Genomic DNA, 17734 nt, shown 5'->3' with positions numbered 1-17734 from the left:
CGGACGATCCGGCCTGTACGACCTGGTTCTAGTGCCGGCGGGAGTTGTCCGGCAGCCCCTGCGCGCAGCGCCGAACAACGCACGGACAACGTGACGGAGATGAGCGTGATCTGTGGCCCCCGACACAGACGCGGACCGCGCCGGTGCTTGACAATGCAGACGGATTTGATCTCGCCCAGGGGGTGATCGGGATGCCACGTCCCGAGCGTCTGATCGATCCGGCGGACGGGGTGGTTCCGCGGCTCGCGGTCGAGCTGCGTGCGCTGCGCCGGACCGCGGGTAACCCCAGCTACCGGGAGCTGGCGCGCAGGGTCCACTATTCGGCCACGACGCTGGCGGAGGCCGCGGGCGGTGTCCGGCTGCCGACGTTGCAGGTCACGCTGGCCTACGTACGGGCCTGCGACGGGGACGTCACCGCCTGGGAGGCGCGCTGGCAGGCCGCCGCGGCCGAGCTCGACGCCCAGGCCGAGATCAACGGCGCGGATGCGCGCCCGCCCTATCTGGGGCTGGCGGTCTACGGCCCGCGGGACGCCGACCGGTTCTTCGGCCGGGAGCGGATGCTGGCCGTGCTCGTCGAGCGGCTGGGCCGGCAGCGGTTCGTGGCGGTGGTGGGGGCATCGGGGTCGGGCAAGTCGTCGTTGCTGCGCGCCGGGCTACTGCCCGCCCTGGCGGCCGACGACCGGCTCGCGCTGCTGTTCACGCCGGGCGCGCATCCGCTGCACGAATGCGCCGTACGGCTCGGCGCCGAACTGGGGCTGGCGCCCGGCAAGCTGGTCACCGACTTCGGCGATCATCAGCGCAATCTCGGCCTGGCGGTGCGCCAGTCCCTGCTCGCGCGACCGCCCGGCCACGAGGCGTACCTGGTCGTCGACCAGTTCGAGGAGACGTTCACGCTGTGCGCGGACGCGACCGAACGGGAGCAGTTCATCGCCGCGTTGGTGGCGGCGGCGCGTGACGCCGACAACCGGGTGCGGGTGGTGCTGGGGCTGCGAGCCGACTTCTACGCCCCGTGCGCTCGCCGGCCGGTGCTGGTCGAGGCGTTGCAGGATGCGCAGGTCCTGGTCGGGCCCATGAGCGACGACGAGTTGCGCCAGGCCGTCACCCAGCCGGCCGCCCGCGCCGGGCTTGTCGTGGACGACGCGCTGGTGGCGACGATCCTCGCCGAGGCGGGCGACCGGCCGGGCGCGCTGCCGTTCGTCTCGCACGCGCTGTGGGAGACCTGGCGGCGGCGCCGCGGCAAGGAGATGACGCTGGCCGACTACCGGGCGGCGGGCGGCCTGGACGGCGCGATCGCCCAGTCGGCCGACCGCGTCTACGCCGACCTGGACGAGGAGCGGCGGCGGACCGCCCGGGCGATCCTGCTGCGGCTGACCGCGCTGGGGGAGGGCACCGAAGACACGCGGCGGCGCGTGAGCCTGGACGAACTCGGCCAGGACGGGCACAGCGTCGAGGTGCTGCACCGGCTGGCCGCCGCCCGGCTCATCACCCTCGGCGACGACACCGCCGAGATCGCCCACGAGGCGCTCATCGGCGGCTGGCCGACCCTGCGCGAATGGCTGGCCGCAGACCGCGACGCGCTGCGGGCGCACCGGCGGCTGACCCAGGCCGCCGCCGACTGGCGCGACCAGGGGCAGGACGAGGCTCTGCTGTACCGGGGGGCGTCCCTGGCCGCCTGGCGGAGCCGGGATCCGGCGGGACTGAACGAGATCGAGCGGTCGTTCCTGGCCGCCAGCGTGGTCAGGAACGACCGCGAGCAGAGGCACGGGCGGCGCCGCCGCCGGCTGGCGCTGGCCGGGCTGGGTTCCGCCCTCGCCGCGGTCAGCCTGCTCGCCACCGTGGCGGTCGTGCAGGCCGGTCAGGCCGCCGACGAACGCGACCTGGCCCGCTCGCGCCAGGTCGCGGCCGACGCGCGCGGGCAGTTACCGGCGGATCCGGAGCTGGCGCTGCTGCTGGCCATCGAGGCGGTGGAAATCCGGCCGACCGCTGAGGCGGAGGCGGTGCTGCGCCAGGCCGTCGTGGACGCGCGCGCCCAGGTCACGCTGCCCACGGGCCAAGGGCGGAGCCTCGGCGTGGCCTACAGTCCGGACGGCCGCAAGCTGGTCACCACCGGCGACGACGGCACGATCCGGATGTGGCAGCGGTCCGGCGGCACCTGGACCGGGCCTGCCACGCTGGGCCGGCACGACCGGCCGTCATGGAACCCCGTGTTCAGCCGCGACGGCCGGCACCTGGCCACCGGAGGCAACGACGGCACGGTCAGGATCTGGGACCTGACCGGCCGCACGCCACCACGGATCCTGCGCGGCCATCGCGGGTTCGTCTTCAACGTGGCCTTCAGCCCCGACGGCCGCCGCCTGGCGAGCACGGCCGACGACGGGGTGCGGATCTGGGACCTGGCCGCCCCGCGCCGGACCGTCCTGCTGGCCGATCACCACGGGCCCGCCTACGGCGTCGCCTTCAGCCCCGACGGCAGCCGCCTGGCCACCAGCGGATTCAAGGACGGCACCGTACGCGTCCGCGATCTGGCCCGCCCGCACAAGCCGCTGGCGGTGCTGCGGGACAAACCCGGCACCCAGGGACACCTGACCTTCAGCCCGGACGGCACGCGCCTGGCCGGCACCGGCGCGGACGGCAGGGTCCGGCTCTGGGACCCCACAGGGAAGCGCGACACCGTGGTGCTACCGCTGCACGACGGCTCGGTGCTCGGGCTGGCCTTCAGCCCGGACGGGCGCATGCTGGCCAGCAGCGGCCAGGACGGCGCCGTCAAGCTCGCCGGCCTCGCCGGGACCGCCAACCCCATCGTCCTGCGCGGCCACCGCGGCGAGGTCTGGTCGGTGGCCTTCAGCCCCGACGGGCGGCACCTGGCCACCACCGGCACCGACGGCACCCTGCGGCTGTGGTCGGCCGCCCTCCCCGGCGACCCCACCGTGCTGCGCGGACACGAGGGCGCGGTGTGGACGGCCGCGTACACGGCGGACGGCTCCCGCGTTCTCAGCGGTGGCGCGGACGCCACCGTACGGCTGTGGCGGCCAGGCGACGGCGGCGGCACCGTGCTGCGCGGGCATCGCGACGAGATCCTCGCCCTCGAGTCCAGTCCCGACGGGCGGCTCATCGCCAGCGGCGACCACAGCGGCGGCCTGCGACTATGGGACTCCGCGTCCGGCGTGTCCCAAGCCCTGCCCTCCATCCAGGGCCCGCTGTGGAGCGTGGCCTTCAGCCCCGACGGCCGCCGCCTGGCCGCCACCGGAAGCGAGCGCTCCGTGCACGTCTGGCCCCTCCCCTCCCCGGCCCGCCCCCTCGTCCTGCGCGGCAACGGAAGCGAACTGCGCCAGATCGACATCAGCCCCGACGGCCGGCGGCTGGCCGGCGCGGGCTCCGACGGCGTCGTCCGCATCCAGCCCATCGACGCGGGCGGCCAGGTGACCGCCCTGCGGGGGCACCAGGGCCCGGTCTTCAGCGTCGCCTTCTCCCCGGACGGGCGGCGCCTCGCCAGCGGCGGACACGACGGCACCCTGCGCATCTGGCCGGTGGGCCAGGCCGGCGATCCCCTCGTCCTGCGCGGCCACCAGGGCATCGTCTGGAGCCTGGCCTTCAGCCCCGACGGCCGCCGCGTGGCCACCGCCGGCAGCGACGGCACCGTACGCCTGTGGGACGTCACCGGCGGCGGGCAACCGGTCGTGTTCACCGGCTACCAGGCCACCGTCGAGAACGTCTCCTTCAGCCGGAACGGGCGGCACCTGCTGACGGCGCACGACGACGGGACCGTGCGCATCCAGGAGTGCGTGGTGTGCGGCTCCCTCGGCGAGGTGCTCGCCCTGGCCACCGCGAAGACCACCCGCACGCTGACCGCCGACGAGATCAAGCTCTTCGGACTGGACCGGTAGGGCCGGCCGCACGGGGTGCCGGTACGCGGCACAGGACGAGATGGCCCCGGTGTCACGCCATGCGCTCGACCATGGTTGGATCCCTGTGACCGGGCACCGCGTCACCCACGCAGACAGGGAGGAAGCATGGCAACCCCTACGCGATGGGGAATCCTCGCCACCGGGAACATCGCCGCCTCGTTCGTCGCCGACCTGGCGCTGCTGCCGGACGCGGAGGCCGTGGCCGTCGGCTCCCGCCGTCTCGACACGGCCACGACGTTCGCGGCCGAGCACGGGATCCCGCGCGCGTACGGCTCCTGGGCCGAGCTGGCCGCCGACCCCGACGTCGACGTCGTCTACGTGGCCACCCCGCACGTGGCGCACCACGCGGCGGCCCACCTGTGCCTGTCCGCCGGCAAGCCGGTGCTGTGCGAGAAGCCGATCACCCTGGACCGGGCGAGCGCGGCCGACCTCGTGGCGACGGCGCGCGGGCGAGGACTGTTCCTGATGGAGGGCATGTGGACGCGCACCCTGCCGGCCGTGCGCCGGATGCGGGAGCTCGTCGCGGACGGCGCGATCGGCGAGGTGACCGCGGTCTACGCGGATTTCGCGATCAGCGGCCCGTTCCCTCCGGGCCACCGGCTCCGCGCCCCCGAACTGGGCGGCGGCGCCCTGCTGGACCTCGGCGTCTACCCGGTCACGTTCGCGCACATGTTCCTCGGCGTGCCGAGCCGGATCAGCGCCATGGCCACGCTGACCCCCGAGGGCGTCGACGCGAACACCGCCATGACGTTCGGCTACGACAGCGGCGCACTCGCGGTCCTGCACTGCGGCATCGTGGGCGGCAGCCCGGTGTCGGCGACCGTGGTGGGCACCCGCGGCCGGATCGTCGTACCGGCGGGCTTCTTCCGGACGACCGGCTTCACGCTGGTGCGCGGTGGGGAGAGCGAAGAGGTGACGTTCCCCCGGCGCGGCAACGGGCTCGGCTTCGAGGCGGAAGAGGTCATGGCCTGCCTCGCGGCCGGCCGCACCGAGAGCGATCTGGTGCCGCTGTCCACCACCCTCGACGTGATGGGCATCCTCGACGAGGTACGCGCGCAGATCGGGCTCACCTATCCGGCGCCCGTCCCGGCCGGCTGAACGCGCCGCCCGCCGGTCGGGGCGACCTGGTTTCCGAGAGGGCTGAGCAGGCATTTCTCTCACTTGGCGGTAAGTGGAGGGTATCGACCGGTTACGGCATTAGCGTGGGTGAGCGGGCGGAGAGTTCCCTTCCGCTCGCGGTTCCCGAAGCAGACAGGACGACGCCGTGAACGAGATGCGCGCAGCCCTCTACGACCGCTACGGCCCGCCGGAGGTGCTGTACGAGGGCAAGGTGCCCATGCCGGCCGTCAAGCCCGATGAGGTGCTGGTCCGTGTCCGCGCCGTCAGCGTCAACGGCGGCGAGTTGGCGGGCCGGACCGGGAAATTGCGCCTGGTGACGGGGCGCCGCTTCCCCCAGCGCGCCGGGATCGACTTCGTCGGCGAGATCGCCGAGCTCGGCCCCTCGGTGACCGGCCTCCGCGAGGGGGAGCGGGTGTGGGGGTTCCTGGGGCGGACGACCTTCGGCAGCGCGGCCGAGTACGTGTCCGTCCGCCCTCGGCAGATCGCTCCCGCCCCGGCCGGCCTCACGCCGGTGCAGGCCGTCTCCCTGCTGGCGGGTGGAACGACCGCGATCACCGCCCTGCGTGACAAGGCCCGTCTCAGGAAGGGCGAACGCCTCCTCGTACGCGGCGCCAGTGGCGGCGTCGGCAGCGTCGCGGTCCAGATCGGCAAGGCTTTCGGCGCTCACGTCACCGCCCTCGCGGGCCCGCGGAACCTCGGCTTCGTTCGCGGCCTGGGCGCCGACGAGGTCCTCGACTACCAGGCGACACATCCCTCCGAACTGGGCGCGTTCGACGTCATCATGGACACCGTGGGCACTCAGCACCCCGCCTACCGCCGGCTGCTGGCTCCGGGCGGACGCATGGTGGCCATCGCCTTCGACATCGCGAGCCCGCTCAGCAGCCTGTCCTACATCCTCGGCTCCGCCGTCCACGGCTCCCGGCGGGTGCGTTTCTTCAGCGGCAACCCCCGGCACGAGCTGTTCGCCGAACTGACTCGGTACGCGGAGAACGGCGACATCCGTCCCGTCGTCGACACCGTCCACCCTCTGGCCGCCATCGCCGCCGCACACCGCGCCCTGGAAGCCGGCGGCGTACGCGGGAAGCACGTCATCGAGATCCGGCACTGACCGCTCGGCAGCGTAGGGCCGGCGCGGCGGTCTCGCCGGACGGCGTCATCGCCGCCGACCACGACAGCGTCGGACCGCTCTTCGACGCGTACGCCGGCGGAGACGTCACCTGCTCCTTCCCGGGCGGCGACGACGAGCTCCGGACCACGCCGGAGACGGCCGACCGAAGAGGTGAGCCGTCAGGCGGCCGACTCCGTACCGTACGAGATGGCCACGATGTCGGCGACAGGCGGCGTCACCGTGTCTCTCACGCGGGCTCGCACGCGTGCTCGCAGTGCCGGCACTCTCTCTCCGAGTCGCCTTCATGACGTGTGCACGCGCACGGGTGGCAGCCGCAGTAGACGTCGATCGACGGCCATCCGTCGTCGTCACGGACTTCGGCTCCACCGAGGCTGACGATCTGGAAGGCGCGGGTGTCCGCACCGTCGTTCTCGATCTGGATGCGCCAGGTGCCACCGGGGCGGTCGAGAGCCACCTGAACGCCGTAGACGCCGGCGTCCCTGCGCATCCAGGCGGCCGAGCCCGCGACCTGGTTCTGGGCGTCGGTGATCGGCTGGGCCGCGGGGTACTCCGTCGCCTCCACCGGTGGTCCCGTGTCGACCTGGAGCCGGATCCGCGGCGGCGCGGCGTTGCGCGAGCCATCGGCGCCGAAGGCTATGACGCGGAGCGACATCTTCCGGTCAGAGCAGGATGTCGCGATCTCGACGGGGTCACTGGCCTCCCCGGCGGCCAGTCGCAACGGGGCTGACAAACTGAGGACGATCCCGGAGCCCATGACGGACCACCTGCCATTCAAACGATCGACGGAAATGTGTGACGAGTGCGGCTCTTGTCCCGCGTACCAAGCGCTATCGCCGCGTGTCCAGCCAGGTGAAGTCCGGGCGGATGCCGCGTTCGATGAGGTCCTGGCCGGCGGATCTCAGGTCGAACATCGCCGACACGTCCGGTTCGGCGCCCGGCGTCGTCCAGCAGGACTCCAGGCCGGTCATCAGGCCGGTCAGAATGCGCCGGAACTCCAGTGACAGCTCCGGCTCCGCCGCCGAGGGCCCGAAAGGATGGACGTCGGGCAAGGTGATGGGCGCGCCGGTGAAACTCCACTCATCGCCGACCTTGATCAGCCGCTTGCCGACGTACAGCTCCTTGAACAGGTAGTAGTGCGCGTGACTCGTTGCGCCGCCGGTGGGGGAGCTGGGCGAGTCGGAGACGCCCTCCCCTTCTCTCTTGATCCGGTCGATCGTCTCGATCGCGTCGGCGACGGTCCGGATCGGCGGAGCCTGGGGAACCTCCACCGCGAGCGCGGCCGGGTCGATCTCTGGATTGGTCTCCCGGAACGTCTCGATGATCGTGTCGTAGAAGGCGCCGATGGTCGGCGGCGCCTCCTCCAGGCGAGCCACCGGGGGGAAGTCCGGGTACTCGATCTGCATGAACACCGCGAGCTGGTCCTGGACCAGCGGTTTGAGGTCGACCGGCAACTCCTGCGGGATGCCGCCGGGCAGCTCGTTGGCCGGGTAGACGGGCAGGAAGTCCGCGTGGGCCACCGACGGCCTGCCCCCGACCGCCGTCAGCAGGTTCCCCGCCAGCGCGAAGTGGTTCATCTCCTGGATCACCACCCGGTGCACGACGTCCGCGGTGCGGTCCGGGTCGTGCCTGACCGACCACTCCGCGCACAGGTACGGCGGGATCGTGGCGAACTCCAGCCGCATCGCCAGTTGCAACGCGCCTCTCAGATCGTCCGGCGAGAGGATACGCGCCTCGACATACTCCCTGATCGCCTTGATGGGAGGCGTCCCCGTCAGCACCGGCTTCATCTCACAACGCCACTTTCAGCTCACCAGGGCCGCGAGACTCCGCCGCTCGCGGCGCCCCGTTCCCGCCTTCTCGGACGTCGAGGAGTTTTCCCAGGTCACCGGGGTTCATACGTCATCATTGTTTTGCCGGAATCCGGCCGGTTCTTCGCCGTACGCGTGTCCGCCGATCGGTCAGGACGGGCACCGCCCGTCCAGGATGCCGATGACGGCGTCGATGAACACCTGAGACTTCGGTTCGTCGGCATGAGCCACCCCCGGGAACTCGGCCCGGCACCACACGCCGTCGATGACGTCGTTGCGCGTCTCGTCGAGCGAGCTCGTCAGCAGCGTGTACCGGACAGGGTCGGGCGTCGGGTCCCCGGTGTTGAGCCGGCTGACGAACGTGCTGGTGGGGCACATCTGCCCGCCCTGGTTCGCGGGCAGGAGGCAGGCGGGCCAGTAGCCGCGTTGCGCGGTGCCCATGGAGAGGTAGCTCAGTGTCGCATCGGCGCCGCCGAGGAACTTCAGGTAGTGACGCGCCGAAAGCCCGCCCATGCTGTGCCCGACGAGGCTGACCTTCGCGCCGCCGTGCTCCTGCCGTACCTGCGTCACCAGGTCCCTGATGGCTTCGGCGTTGGCGACGTTCTCCTCGCCGGGCAGGTCGATCGCGTACGCCGGGTGGCCGGCCTGCTCCAGCGCCGACTCCATCCGGGCGAACTCGGTGGCCGAGCCGTTCCAGCCGTGGATCAGGATGACCGGCTCCGGCTCGGCGGCCTGGGCCGGCCGGCCGGCGCTCAGCCCGGCCAGCAGGGTGCCCGCGGCCACCAGCCCTCCGATGTGCCTGCGCGTCGACGACATGGCCACACCTCGCTGTCTCGAAACTCACTTACCGAGTACTCGGTAAGTGAGTTGTATACTCACATCGTGGTCCGCGATAGGCAAGCCCCCACCAGGCAGGAACAGGCGCGTCGGCGGCGAGAGGAGATCATCGCCGTGGCCTCGGACATGTTCGCGCGCGGCGGCTACCGAGGCACCTCGCTCGCCGAGGTCGCGACCCGGGCGGGCATCAGCGAGCCCGGGCTCCTGCACCACTTCGGCAACAAGGCGGGCCTGCTCCTGGCGGTGATCGAGCGGCGCGACCTCGACAGCGAGGCGTTCGCGATGGAGCTCCTGGGCATGGAGCCCACCGGCCGGTTGCGGGCCATGCCGCAGTTCGCGCGGCGCAACAAGGAGCGGGCAGGGCTGGCCAAGCTGTTCACCGTCCTGGTCGCGGAGAGCCTCGAACCGGGCGCGCCCGGCCACCGGCACTTCGTCGACCGCTACCGCGCGATCCGCGCCATCGTCGCCGACAGCATCCGCTCCGCGCAGGCCGCCGGCCTGGCCCGCGACGACATCGACCCGGCGGCGAAGGCGGCGGAGATCATCGCCACCCTCGACGGCCTGCAGTCCCAGTGGCTCCTCGACCCCGACACGATCGACATCGTGGTCAGTGTCGAGTCCTACGCCCGCACCCTGGAACACGACCTCACCTGCGGCCTGCCTCGTGGTGGTAAGACCCCTGCGCCACAATCCGGGCCAAACCTCCCGCCGAAGGCCGACAAGCCAAGCGAATAAACGGGACAGAATGCCGATAAAACCTGAAATTCATAGCGGCGATCCTGCCGCCGCGCCGAATAACCCCGCCGTGAGTAGTCGCCACATGCGATAACCATCGGTTCACGTCCGATCGCTCAAGATTTCTTGATTGTCCTTGTCCGGGGTGGCGCGCGGTGTCACAACCGATGCGGACTTACTTTCAATCTTGCTTCCTATTTGGGGCGCGATCGAAAGGAAAAATCATGCTCCGTCGTACGGTGTCAGGCGCGTTCGCGCTGACGGTCGCCGGGTTCATCGCGGCAGCGGTCTCTCCCGCACACGCCGAAGTCCAGGGTGCGCACAAGCAGGCGTCGACGTACTACGCCAGCGCCGCCGCCATCATCAACGCCGACGGCAGCCTGAACAACGGCACGAACGTCCTCAGGGCCTGGCGCGCGGGCACCGGCCACTACTGCGTCAAACTCGACCCTTCCGTGGACGCGCCGCACTCGCTCATCCTGCTCACCTCACGCGAGCCGCGACGACTGCCGCACATCGCCTACCGCAACCCGTCCGAGACCTGCTGGCGGCACAGCAACACCATCACCGTCAACGTCTACGACACCAACACGGGACGCCTGGCCAACGGCGGATTCGACCTGCTGGCGCTCTGACCGTAAGACGCGTCACCAGACAAAGGGCCGGAGGCTATGCGAGCCAGACGATCATGTGTGGCTTCCGGCCATGAGATTCCGCGCAGCGCCGGACCGAATGCCGGACCGGCGTGCCGACGCCACGCGCAAGGCGAGCCCCATGGAAGGGCTCGCCCAGGTGCCCCCGGATCAGCAGGCTCTCGACGCGAGGGTGATGACGTCGTGGTCGGCCGCGGGGGCGATGGCGATGAGAACGGCTGCCGCGGCGAGCAGGCCGCCGCTCAGTGCTGCGGTGATACGCAACGAATTCTCCATTCGAAACGATGGGAACCCCTTCGGCTACTCTTTGTAGCACGAAGATACTGAGCGTAACGATGCGCATCCCAAACTCACCCTTGACCTGGAAGCCGGAAGAGCGCCGATGACGGCTTGGGCTGCTCCCGGCCCGCCGGTCCTCGTGTGCGGCGGACGGTTTGTCCGCGTTGTCAGCCGAGCAGGCGCAGAATCCGTTCGGCCTGGCGTTTCAGGGTGCCAACGGGGTTGTGCGGGGTCGCCGGCCCGTCGGGGCCGAGCTGGAGAAACCAGCCCAGCGCGATCAGGCGGCGAAAGTCGCGCACCCGCTCGCCTTCCCCTGGGGCCAGGTCGAGGTGGGCCAGCAGCCGCTCGGCATCCAGGGCGACATCGACGCGGGAGATGTGCTCGGTCACCTCGCCGAGCTCGAAGGCGCGATCGTTGCGGCCGGAGTCTTCCCAGTCGAGCAGGCGCACCCGGCCCTCGTGATCATCCCACAGGTAGTTCGCATGGTTTCCGTCCGCCAGCCCGAGGACGGGCGGCAGCGGGTTCGTGGTGAGCGTGTCGGGCGCGGTGGAGGCCAGGCAGGCGATCCCCGCGCGGAAGGCCTCGTGCACGAGGGGGTCACTGCCGAGGTCGGGCCGCCTGCCGGCCAAGGCGCGGGTCTTGGCCACGGCCGCTGCGGGCCCCCAGGCGGCGGGCTCGGTCTCTTCCACCACCTGGGGCGGGAGTCGATGAAGCCGGTTCAGCGCGGCGGCCACCGCCCTGAGCTGCTCGCCGGTGGCGTGCTCGCCGCGCAGGACGCGGCCGGGCAGCCTGCTCATCACGATCATGGGCGGGTGAGCCTCCAGCGCGGCTTCCACGTGCGGTCTTCGCCCTTTCTGTTCCTTTTCGACTGGAGGACGTGGTTTTCCGGTCATGTCCCGCGAAATCTCGTCGTCGTGTTCAACCGCTGCGCGCCCCCGAGCCTGACGGGATCACCGTTGTCGCCCACCCCTCGACGTACGACCCCGGGGGCCCGTCGGCCGCAGTTGGTCAGTGGCGCCGACCTTGATTCACAGATGATCGTCCGAGCGCTACTCTGCCTGCGACCTCACGAAAACGGAGAGCGTGGATGCACAGATTAGCCAGATCCGGTTTTTCTCTGTCCCTGGTCGTGGCCACCGTCGCGGCCGTTCTGATCGCCGGCGCACCGGCCGCGTCAGCCGCGCCCGCGCGGGTCGACGGGCACCGGGTCACCGTCATGGTTCACGGGTTCGACCGCGAGGCCGACATCAGCTGCTCCGGCGCATGGAACAGCGCCGAGAAGGTGCTGAACGCGAATGGCTGGGGCGACGTCGTCACCTTCGGCTACTACAACAAGGCCACCAACTGCGACCTTCGGCTCCAAGGGACCACCGACACGCGCATCCAGGAGGTCGGCCGCCAGTTCGCGTGGACCGTCTACTACCTGTACTCCAGCCATGACGTGGCGATCGACGTCGTGACGCACTCCATGGGCGGTCTGGTCGCGAAGGCGGCCATCGAAGGCGTCAACAGGTACGGCGTGGGCAAGCCGGCGCCCGACCTGAGCGGGCTGACGATCGACAGGAACGACATCGGCGCGACCGAGTGGCCCAGAGACTGGCCCCCGTTCCTGTACATCGAGGACATGGTCACGTTCGCCACGCCGCACCAGGGCATCGGCAGCGCGGTGGTGACCGCGTGCGCCATCACGCACGAGCAGTGCAGCGACATGCGTCCGGGCAGCGGCTTCATCAGTTGGCTGGGAAAGCAGCCGGCCTCCCAGATGGGTACGGACTACACCTTCCTCGCATCGAGCAACGACGACACGGTCAGTGCCGACTCGGCGACGAACAAGCGCACCGCCCACCACTGGGCGCTCTACGGCTCGAACGCGGACGGCGGCACGCTGAGCCACACCTCCATCCGGAACACCTCGACCGGCGTCTGGCAGGCGTCGTACGGCGGGCAGTTCAGCGACGAGGGTGAGGGCACCTACCCCGCGCCGCTCCTGCGGATGACGGACGGCCTGTTCGACCAGCAGGCCAAGTAGGTAGCGGCGCAGAACGACGATCGGCACGCCACAGGGGTGGCGTGCCGTACTCGAAGCAAAGCCGGCGCCGCGCTCACGGATGGGCGGGCCCTGTCGAGCGGGCGTACTCGGCGGGCGTCTGACCGTACTGTTTCTTGAAGGCCCGGATGAAGTGGCTGCTGTCGGCGAACTGCCAGTGGGCGGCGAGTTCGGAGACGCTCGGCCGGCCGAACGGCGCGGTCAGCGCGAGGCCGGCCTGTTCCAGCCGCCTGCGGCGAATGTAGGCGGTGGCCGACTCCTCGGTCGCCGCGAACGCGCGCTGCAACGTTCGTACGGTCACGCGGAGCTCGCGGGCCAGCATCGTGGGCGACAGATCGGGATCGGCGAGATGGTCGTCCGCGAGATCTTTCGCGGCGCGGGCCAGGGCCGGCGCCAGCAGCGGCTCGGTGCCGTCGACCTGGCTCCTCATCACGCCCTTGGCCAGCTCGACGAGGGCGTTGCGGGCGGCCTGCGCGCCGGCCGGGGTGAGGTCGTTCAGCGTGGCGTGGACCATGTTCGCGTGCGCCATGAGCATGCGGGTCTCGGGCGAGTCGGCGGTGGCGACGATCTGCCGGTCGCCGATCAACGGTTTGAGGACGGAAGCGGGCAGCGCCAGCACCCTCGCCGTCGTGCCGGGCACCACCTGGAAGTGCGAGGGCCAGCCGTTGTACCGGAGCAGGACCTGCCCGGCCGGTACGGTGATCTCGCTGCGATCGCGCGGCCGGGTGAGCATCCATGCGCCGCGCCGCATGACGTACATCCGTACCTCGTCATTGTGGTCGCCGAGGGCTCCCGCCGTGCGGACGTCCGATGCGACGCGGACGTCCGTGATCACCGTGTCCTGGACCTTGGAGGCCCGGATCCTGCCCCGCAGGTCATCGGCGGTCGCCGCGCTGAAGGCCGGCAGCGGGAAGGCCGCGCCGATCTCGGTCTCCCACGCATGACGGAAGCGGTCGAAGAAGGGCCGGGCGCCGTTCTGGGCCGAGGTGTCCACGGAGAACGTCCCGTACGGCCTGTCCGTACGCGTGTCCGCAGCCGTCACGTCAACTCTCCCTTGGACCGTCGGGCGGCGACCAGCACGCTGCCGCCGCCTCCTCAACCCCGGTGCCAGGCGCATCGCACACCCTAGACGGGCGGGCCCGGCGCACGCTTGTACCCGGGCGTCATCCCGGTGGAACATCCGCGACAGCGTCATGGTGACGGGTGACGTCGCCCCAAGTCCAGCAGAGGACGGTGTCACCTGGATGCTGTCAACGTGACGGGCACGTTCTATCCAGGCGCCGTCGGCCGCTGCGAGGCTTGATCGCCCCTGTGAGGGGTCGTGACAGTCGAGCGGAGGAGATCGAAGTGGCGGTGAGCCGGACGAGCACGGCGTCGGTGGCGGGCTCGAACGTACAACAGCAGATCGAACAGTCGGGCACCGTCCGGATCGGCGACCTGACGGTGCACCGTATGTCTTTCGGTGCGATGCGCCTGTCCGACGCCGACATCTGGGGGCCGCCCGCAGACCGGGATCGCGCGGTCCAGGTCGCGCGCCGTGCTGTCGAGCTCGGCGTCGACCACATCGACACCGCCGACTCCTACGCCTTCGGCGTGACGGAGGACATCCTGCGCGAGGCGCTGCATCCCTACCCCGACCACCTGCTGATCGCGACGAAGGCGGGGCAGGCTCAGGTACGGCCACGGGAGTGGGAGGCGGTCGGGCGTCCCGCCTACCTGCGCCAGCAGTGCGAGGCGAGCCTGCGCCGCCTGAACGTCGACCGGATCGGGCTGTTCTATCTCCACCGGATCGACCCGCTGGTGCCGTTCGAGGACCAGCTCGGGGCCATGAAGGAGCTGCAGGACGACGGCAAGATCGCACATTTCGGACTGTCGACGGTCACCGTCGAGCAGATCGAGTCCGCTCGGGCGATCATCGATGTCGCGGCCGTCCAGAACCTGTTCAACGTCGCGAACCGCATCGGTGAGGACGTGCTCGACCACTGCGAACGGGAGCGCATTCCGTTCGTCGCCTGGTTTCCGATCATGAACGGCGAACTGGCCCGGGCCGGCGGTGTCGTCGCCGAGGTGGCGGCGGAGACCGGCTCGACGCCGGCGCAGGTCGCACTGGCCTGGCTGCTGGCCCGCTCCGACGTGATGTGCCCCATCCCCGGCACCTCCTCGATCGGCCACCTCGAGCAGAACGTCGCGGCGTCGGCGCTACGGCTGACCGACGAGCAGATCGCCCGGCTGAACCGTCTCGCATGAGGTCCCGAGCCCTGCCGTGACACGCTCGCGGGCGGCTTGGCCCGAGAGCCGGCCGCCGGCTGCAGGCCACCGTCACGAGGACGGTGGCCTGCCCGGTGCGCTGAGCCGAGTTCGCGTCGGCCGCCCGCCCTGCTACAGGCGTCGCCAGTTCGGGTATCCCTTGCACATACTGGGGCTGCAGGAGACCCGGCCCGAAGTCGACCGCCATTGGGAGGCCCGGACGAACTGGCATCCTCCCTCGCGACCGCCGATATAGGAGCACCTCAACTGGCCTCCTCTGTCTTCGCCGTAGATCCGGTAGAAGGCGTCGTACCTCATCGCGACCCGGCCGCTCATGTACCACGTGCAGCGCCTGGTGTAGAGCCGGTCACGTTCGCGGACGACACCGAAGGTGATCACCCCGTTCCCGTAGCGGTCGACGTTGCGGTGAACGACGTGTGTCCTGCGCCACGCACCGACGTACAGGTTCCCGATGGCCCTGACGGAGGTGCAGCTGACGGTGACGTTCGACGGCGGGGTGGGGTCCATCGTCCGGGCGGTGGAGGCGGTGGCGTTCGCCGGGCCGGCCGCCATGACGCCCGACCCCATGAGGGTGGCGGCGGCGAGCGTGACGATGCTGCGTTTCGTGAGCATTCGCGGTCTCCTGTCGTCGAGCTGAGCTGAGTGATGGCAGACCGACGCCCGGCCCTGGCGGACAGGCGGATCGTTTCCGACGCGAGACTGCGGGTCGGACTTTCTACGGCCTCTCGGTGTCGCGTGGCGCCGGTCGTCGCGTCCTCATGTTGTGACCGCCCGCCACCCGCCGCCCACCCTCCTGAGCTGCGCAACAAATGACGCAACAATCGCAACAATGCCCCGGGGCCCGCCGCGCGATCCTCGCCGACCCTGCCCGGCAAGGCGTTCGACGCCGCAGGCGAGGGTCTGTTCCGCGTCGGCGTGTGCTGGGGGAGCCGTCGTGGCAGTATCGAGGCGTGGAGCAGCGGGAGTACACCGTCGACAGTGAGGCGGGCGGGCGAGGGCGGCTGTTCGTTCCGGTGCCGTTCGATCCGGACGTGGTCTGGGCGCCCAAGCCTGTGCATCACGTGACGGGCACGCTCAACGGGATGGGCATCCGCGCGGTGCTCACCGAGCACAACGGGCGGCGCGGTTTTCTGCTCGGTCCCGCCTGGCTGCAGTGCGGGCTTGAGCCGGGTACGCGGGTGAGCGTGGTGCTTTCACCGGAAGGGCCGCAGCGGGCCGACCTCGCCGAGGACATCGCCGCGGCCCTGGAGGCCAATCCCGCGGCGGGAGCGTTCTTCGACTCGCTCGCCCAGTTCTACCTGCGGGCCTATCTACGCTGGATCGACGCCACAAAAGGCCGCCCCGAGATACGGGCGCAGCGGATCGCCGAAGTGGTCCGCCTGCTCGAGGCGGGGGTCAAGCAGCGTCCCAAGACCTGAGCGCGTGATCAGGGGCGACACGGTGGCGGCTCCGCCCCACCGGCGTCTCGGGCGGTGGGTGACCGGTCAGTCCCGGGCCGTCGGTGGGATGTTGTGGTTGAGGCGGAAGACGTTGTCGGGGTCCCACCGGTTTTTGAGCGCCGTCAGGCGCGCGAGCTTCTCCCTGGGGTACGCGCGCCGCACCCCCGGCTCACCCTCGTCGGTCAGGGCGTTGACGTAGACCCCCGCGGCGAACGGCTCCAGCGACGCCGCGTACCGGCGTGCGGCGGCCATGCGGTCCGCGTCCTCGGCCGGATCCGACCAGCGCGCCGCCGCGACGAACTCGACGAGGGTGCCGCGATGGCTGAAGGCCGTCTCGTCGTCGGCCACGTCCGCGATCGCGCCGCCGTACGCCTGCAAGCCGGCCGCCGGCAGACAGGCCGCGTCGGCGTCGGTGTCGGCGTCGGTGTCGGCGGCACCGCGGGCCAGGAAGGCGCGGACGGCGTCGTCCGGGAACTCGCCGAAGTAGTGACCCTTCCAGTACCTGCGGTGCCGGTGGCCCTCGACGGTGTCGTCCATCGTCTGCAGGTCGAGATAGGACAGGTCGCGGACGTGTTCGGCGACCGGCGAGCCCAGGTCGCGCAGGGCCGGCAGCAGGCGGCGGCCCTCGTCCGGATCACCCACCCAGACGTAGCCGACGGCGGCCAGCGGCCGGTCGTGCAGCGCGGGCGGCAGGTGCGGCCAGTCCTCCGTACGGCCGACCCATGCGGTGAAGGTGGCACTGCGCGGCGCGTCGCCGATCAGGTCGCGCCACCCGCTCAGCACCCCGGCGGCGTCCTCGGGCGGGAAGTACAGGTCCACGAGCAGGGCCTGGGTGCCGACCTGGTGCAGCCGGAACTCGAACTCGGTCACCACGCCGAAGTTGCCGCCACCGCCGCGCAGCCCCCAGAACAGGTCGGCGTTCTCCGTCGCGTCCGCGCGCACCACGGCGCCGTCGGCGGTCACCATCTCGAAGGACGCCACGTTGTCGCACGACAGGCCGTACCGTCTGGCCAGCCAGCCCATCCCGCCGCCGAGTGTCAGACCGCCCACGCCGGTATGGGAGACGTTCCCCGCCGTGGTGGCCAGGCCGTACGGCTGGGTCGCGCGGTCGAGGGCACCGAGCAGCGCGCCGCCCTGAACCCAGGCGCGGCGGGCCGCCGGATCCACCCGTACGGCGTCCATGGGCGACAGGTCGATCATCAGCCCGCCCTCCGCCACCGGCAGCCCGAGAATGCTGTGCCCGCCGCAGAGCACCCCGATGTCAAGGCCGTGGTCGCGCCCGAAGCGCACAGCGGCGGCGACGTCGTCGCGGCCGGCGCAGCGGGCGATGACCGCCGGACGCCGGTCGACCATCGCGTTCCACACACTCCGGTGCCGGTCGTAGCCGTCGTCGCCGGGCAGCAGCACCCGCCCCGCGAAACCGTCCTGGAGTGCCGCCACGTCGACGTGGCTCGTACCCATGGACTCTCCCGTCGTATCGGCCGGTGCGGCTGGGGGCATGACGACGCCGACGTG

The 17734-nt window shown here is 71.1% G+C and carries 15 protein-coding genes; 8 read left to right on the top strand and 7 right to left on the bottom strand.

Going from position 1 to position 17734, the window contains the following annotated elements; genetic code table 11:
* Window positions 1-191: 191 nt before the first annotated feature.
* The 3 genes from AB0I15_RS37385 (at window position 192) to AB0I15_RS37375 (ending at window position 6132) form a co-directional block, all read left to right on the top strand.
* Window positions 192-3884, top strand: a complete 3693-nt coding sequence (locus AB0I15_RS37385) for a hypothetical protein (protein WP_358106450.1) — start codon at window positions 192-194, stop codon at window positions 3882-3884.
* 126 nt (window positions 3885-4010) lie between these two features.
* Complete coding sequence (locus AB0I15_RS37380) at window positions 4011-5003, top strand: Gfo/Idh/MocA family oxidoreductase (RefSeq protein ID WP_358106447.1); 993 nt, start codon at window positions 4011-4013, stop codon at window positions 5001-5003.
* 175 nt (window positions 5004-5178) lie between these two features.
* A complete protein-coding gene (locus AB0I15_RS37375) occupies window positions 5179-6132 on the top strand; it encodes an NAD(P)-dependent alcohol dehydrogenase (RefSeq protein ID WP_358106489.1) in 954 nt (317 codons plus the stop codon).
* A 247-nt stretch (window positions 6133-6379) separates the two neighbouring features.
* On the opposite strand, the gene AB0I15_RS37370 is transcribed toward AB0I15_RS37375, so the two are convergent.
* From AB0I15_RS37370 to AB0I15_RS37360, 3 genes are all read right to left on the bottom strand, one after another.
* Window positions 6380-6805 carry a hypothetical protein gene (locus tag AB0I15_RS37370; RefSeq protein ID WP_358106444.1) on the bottom strand — a complete coding sequence of 142 codons (426 nt, stop codon included), beginning with the start codon at window positions 6803-6805 and terminating at the stop codon, window positions 6380-6382.
* Window positions 6806-6980: 175 nt separating this feature from the next.
* Window positions 6981-7940: a ferritin-like protein gene (locus tag AB0I15_RS37365; RefSeq protein ID WP_358106441.1), complete on the bottom strand. Its 960-nt coding sequence runs from the start codon at window positions 7938-7940 to the stop codon at window positions 6981-6983.
* A 171-nt stretch (window positions 7941-8111) separates the two neighbouring features.
* On the bottom strand, window positions 8112-8777 hold the full coding sequence (locus AB0I15_RS37360) for an alpha/beta fold hydrolase (protein WP_358106438.1): 666 nt from the start codon (window positions 8775-8777) through the stop codon (window positions 8112-8114).
* 66 nt (window positions 8778-8843) lie between these two features.
* Here AB0I15_RS37360 and AB0I15_RS37355 point away from each other — a divergent pair, with 66 nt between their 5' ends.
* Window positions 8844-9533, top strand: coding sequence for a TetR/AcrR family transcriptional regulator (locus AB0I15_RS37355; RefSeq protein WP_358106435.1), 690 nt, complete (start codon window positions 8844-8846; stop codon window positions 9531-9533).
* A 224-nt stretch (window positions 9534-9757) separates the two neighbouring features.
* A complete protein-coding gene (locus AB0I15_RS37350; protein ID WP_358106432.1) occupies window positions 9758-10168 on the top strand; it encodes a hypothetical protein in 411 nt (136 codons plus the stop codon).
* 464 nt (window positions 10169-10632) lie between these two features.
* On the opposite strand, the gene AB0I15_RS37345 is transcribed toward AB0I15_RS37350, so the two are convergent.
* Window positions 10633-11301, bottom strand: a complete 669-nt coding sequence (locus AB0I15_RS37345) for an aminoglycoside phosphotransferase family protein (RefSeq protein ID WP_358106429.1) — start codon at window positions 11299-11301, stop codon at window positions 10633-10635.
* A gap of 251 nt (window positions 11302-11552) precedes the next feature.
* Between AB0I15_RS37345 and AB0I15_RS37340 the strand changes: the two genes are divergently transcribed.
* Window positions 11553-12494, top strand: coding sequence for a hypothetical protein (locus AB0I15_RS37340; RefSeq protein ID WP_358106426.1), 942 nt, complete (start codon window positions 11553-11555; stop codon window positions 12492-12494).
* 73 nt (window positions 12495-12567) lie between these two features.
* Here AB0I15_RS37340 and AB0I15_RS37335 read toward each other — a convergent pair whose 3' ends face one another.
* Complete coding sequence (locus tag AB0I15_RS37335) at window positions 12568-13554, bottom strand: helix-turn-helix domain-containing protein (RefSeq protein WP_358106424.1); 987 nt, start codon at window positions 13552-13554, stop codon at window positions 12568-12570.
* Between the two features lie 410 nt (window positions 13555-13964).
* Between AB0I15_RS37335 and AB0I15_RS37330 the strand changes: the two genes are divergently transcribed.
* The gene (locus AB0I15_RS37330; RefSeq protein ID WP_358106486.1) at window positions 13965-14759 is read left to right on the top strand and encodes an aldo/keto reductase; all 795 of its coding nucleotides are present in this window, start codon (window positions 13965-13967) and stop codon (window positions 14757-14759) included.
* 132 nt (window positions 14760-14891) lie between these two features.
* Here the strand turns inward: AB0I15_RS37330 and AB0I15_RS37325 are convergent, their stop codons facing one another.
* Complete coding sequence (locus AB0I15_RS37325; RefSeq protein WP_358106421.1) at window positions 14892-15392, bottom strand: hypothetical protein; 501 nt, start codon at window positions 15390-15392, stop codon at window positions 14892-14894.
* A 338-nt stretch (window positions 15393-15730) separates the two neighbouring features.
* Here AB0I15_RS37325 and AB0I15_RS37320 point away from each other — a divergent pair, with 338 nt between their 5' ends.
* Window positions 15731-16198, top strand: coding sequence for a YdeI/OmpD-associated family protein (locus tag AB0I15_RS37320; RefSeq protein WP_358106418.1), 468 nt, complete (start codon window positions 15731-15733; stop codon window positions 16196-16198).
* A gap of 66 nt (window positions 16199-16264) precedes the next feature.
* Here AB0I15_RS37320 and AB0I15_RS37315 read toward each other — a convergent pair whose 3' ends face one another.
* Entirely contained in the window at window positions 16265-17680 is a 1416-nt protein-coding gene (locus AB0I15_RS37315; RefSeq protein ID WP_358106415.1) for an FAD-binding oxidoreductase, read from the bottom strand.
* Window positions 17681-17734 lie beyond the last annotated feature (54 nt).

The sequence above is a fragment of the Nonomuraea sp. NPDC050643 genome (assembly GCF_040654715.1).
Classification (GTDB): domain Bacteria; phylum Actinomycetota; class Actinomycetes; order Streptosporangiales; family Streptosporangiaceae; genus Nonomuraea.
Note: the sequence above shows the minus strand (reverse complement) of the source record. Positions and strands in the feature narration are given on the sequence as shown.

What these genes read in the sequence shown, in the direction of transcription:
- AB0I15_RS37350 (WP_358106432.1), top strand. Translation starts at nt 9,758, where the DNA reads ATGCTCCGTCGTACGGTGTCAGGCGCGTTCGCGCTGACGGTCGCCGGG.
- AB0I15_RS37330 (WP_358106486.1), top strand. Translation starts at nt 13,965, where the DNA reads ATGTCTTTCGGTGCGATGCGCCTGTCCGACGCCGACATCTGGGGGCCG.
- AB0I15_RS37325 (WP_358106421.1), bottom strand. Translation starts at nt 15,392, where the DNA reads ATGCTCACGAAACGCAGCATCGTCACGCTCGCCGCCGCCACCCTCATG.
- AB0I15_RS37365 (WP_358106441.1), bottom strand. Translation starts at nt 7,940, where the DNA reads ATGAAGCCGGTGCTGACGGGGACGCCTCCCATCAAGGCGATCAGGGAG.
- AB0I15_RS37385 (WP_358106450.1), top strand. Translation starts at nt 192, where the DNA reads ATGCCACGTCCCGAGCGTCTGATCGATCCGGCGGACGGGGTGGTTCCG.
- AB0I15_RS37315 (WP_358106415.1), bottom strand. Translation starts at nt 17,680, where the DNA reads ATGGGTACGAGCCACGTCGACGTGGCGGCACTCCAGGACGGTTTCGCG.
- AB0I15_RS37380 (WP_358106447.1), top strand. Translation starts at nt 4,011, where the DNA reads ATGGCAACCCCTACGCGATGGGGAATCCTCGCCACCGGGAACATCGCC.
- AB0I15_RS37340 (WP_358106426.1), top strand. Translation starts at nt 11,553, where the DNA reads ATGCACAGATTAGCCAGATCCGGTTTTTCTCTGTCCCTGGTCGTGGCC.
- AB0I15_RS37360 (WP_358106438.1), bottom strand. Translation starts at nt 8,777, where the DNA reads ATGTCGTCGACGCGCAGGCACATCGGAGGGCTGGTGGCCGCGGGCACC.
- AB0I15_RS37370 (WP_358106444.1), bottom strand. Translation starts at nt 6,805, where the DNA reads ATGTCGCTCCGCGTCATAGCCTTCGGCGCCGATGGCTCGCGCAACGCC.
- AB0I15_RS37375 (WP_358106489.1), top strand. Translation starts at nt 5,179, where the DNA reads ATGCGCGCAGCCCTCTACGACCGCTACGGCCCGCCGGAGGTGCTGTAC.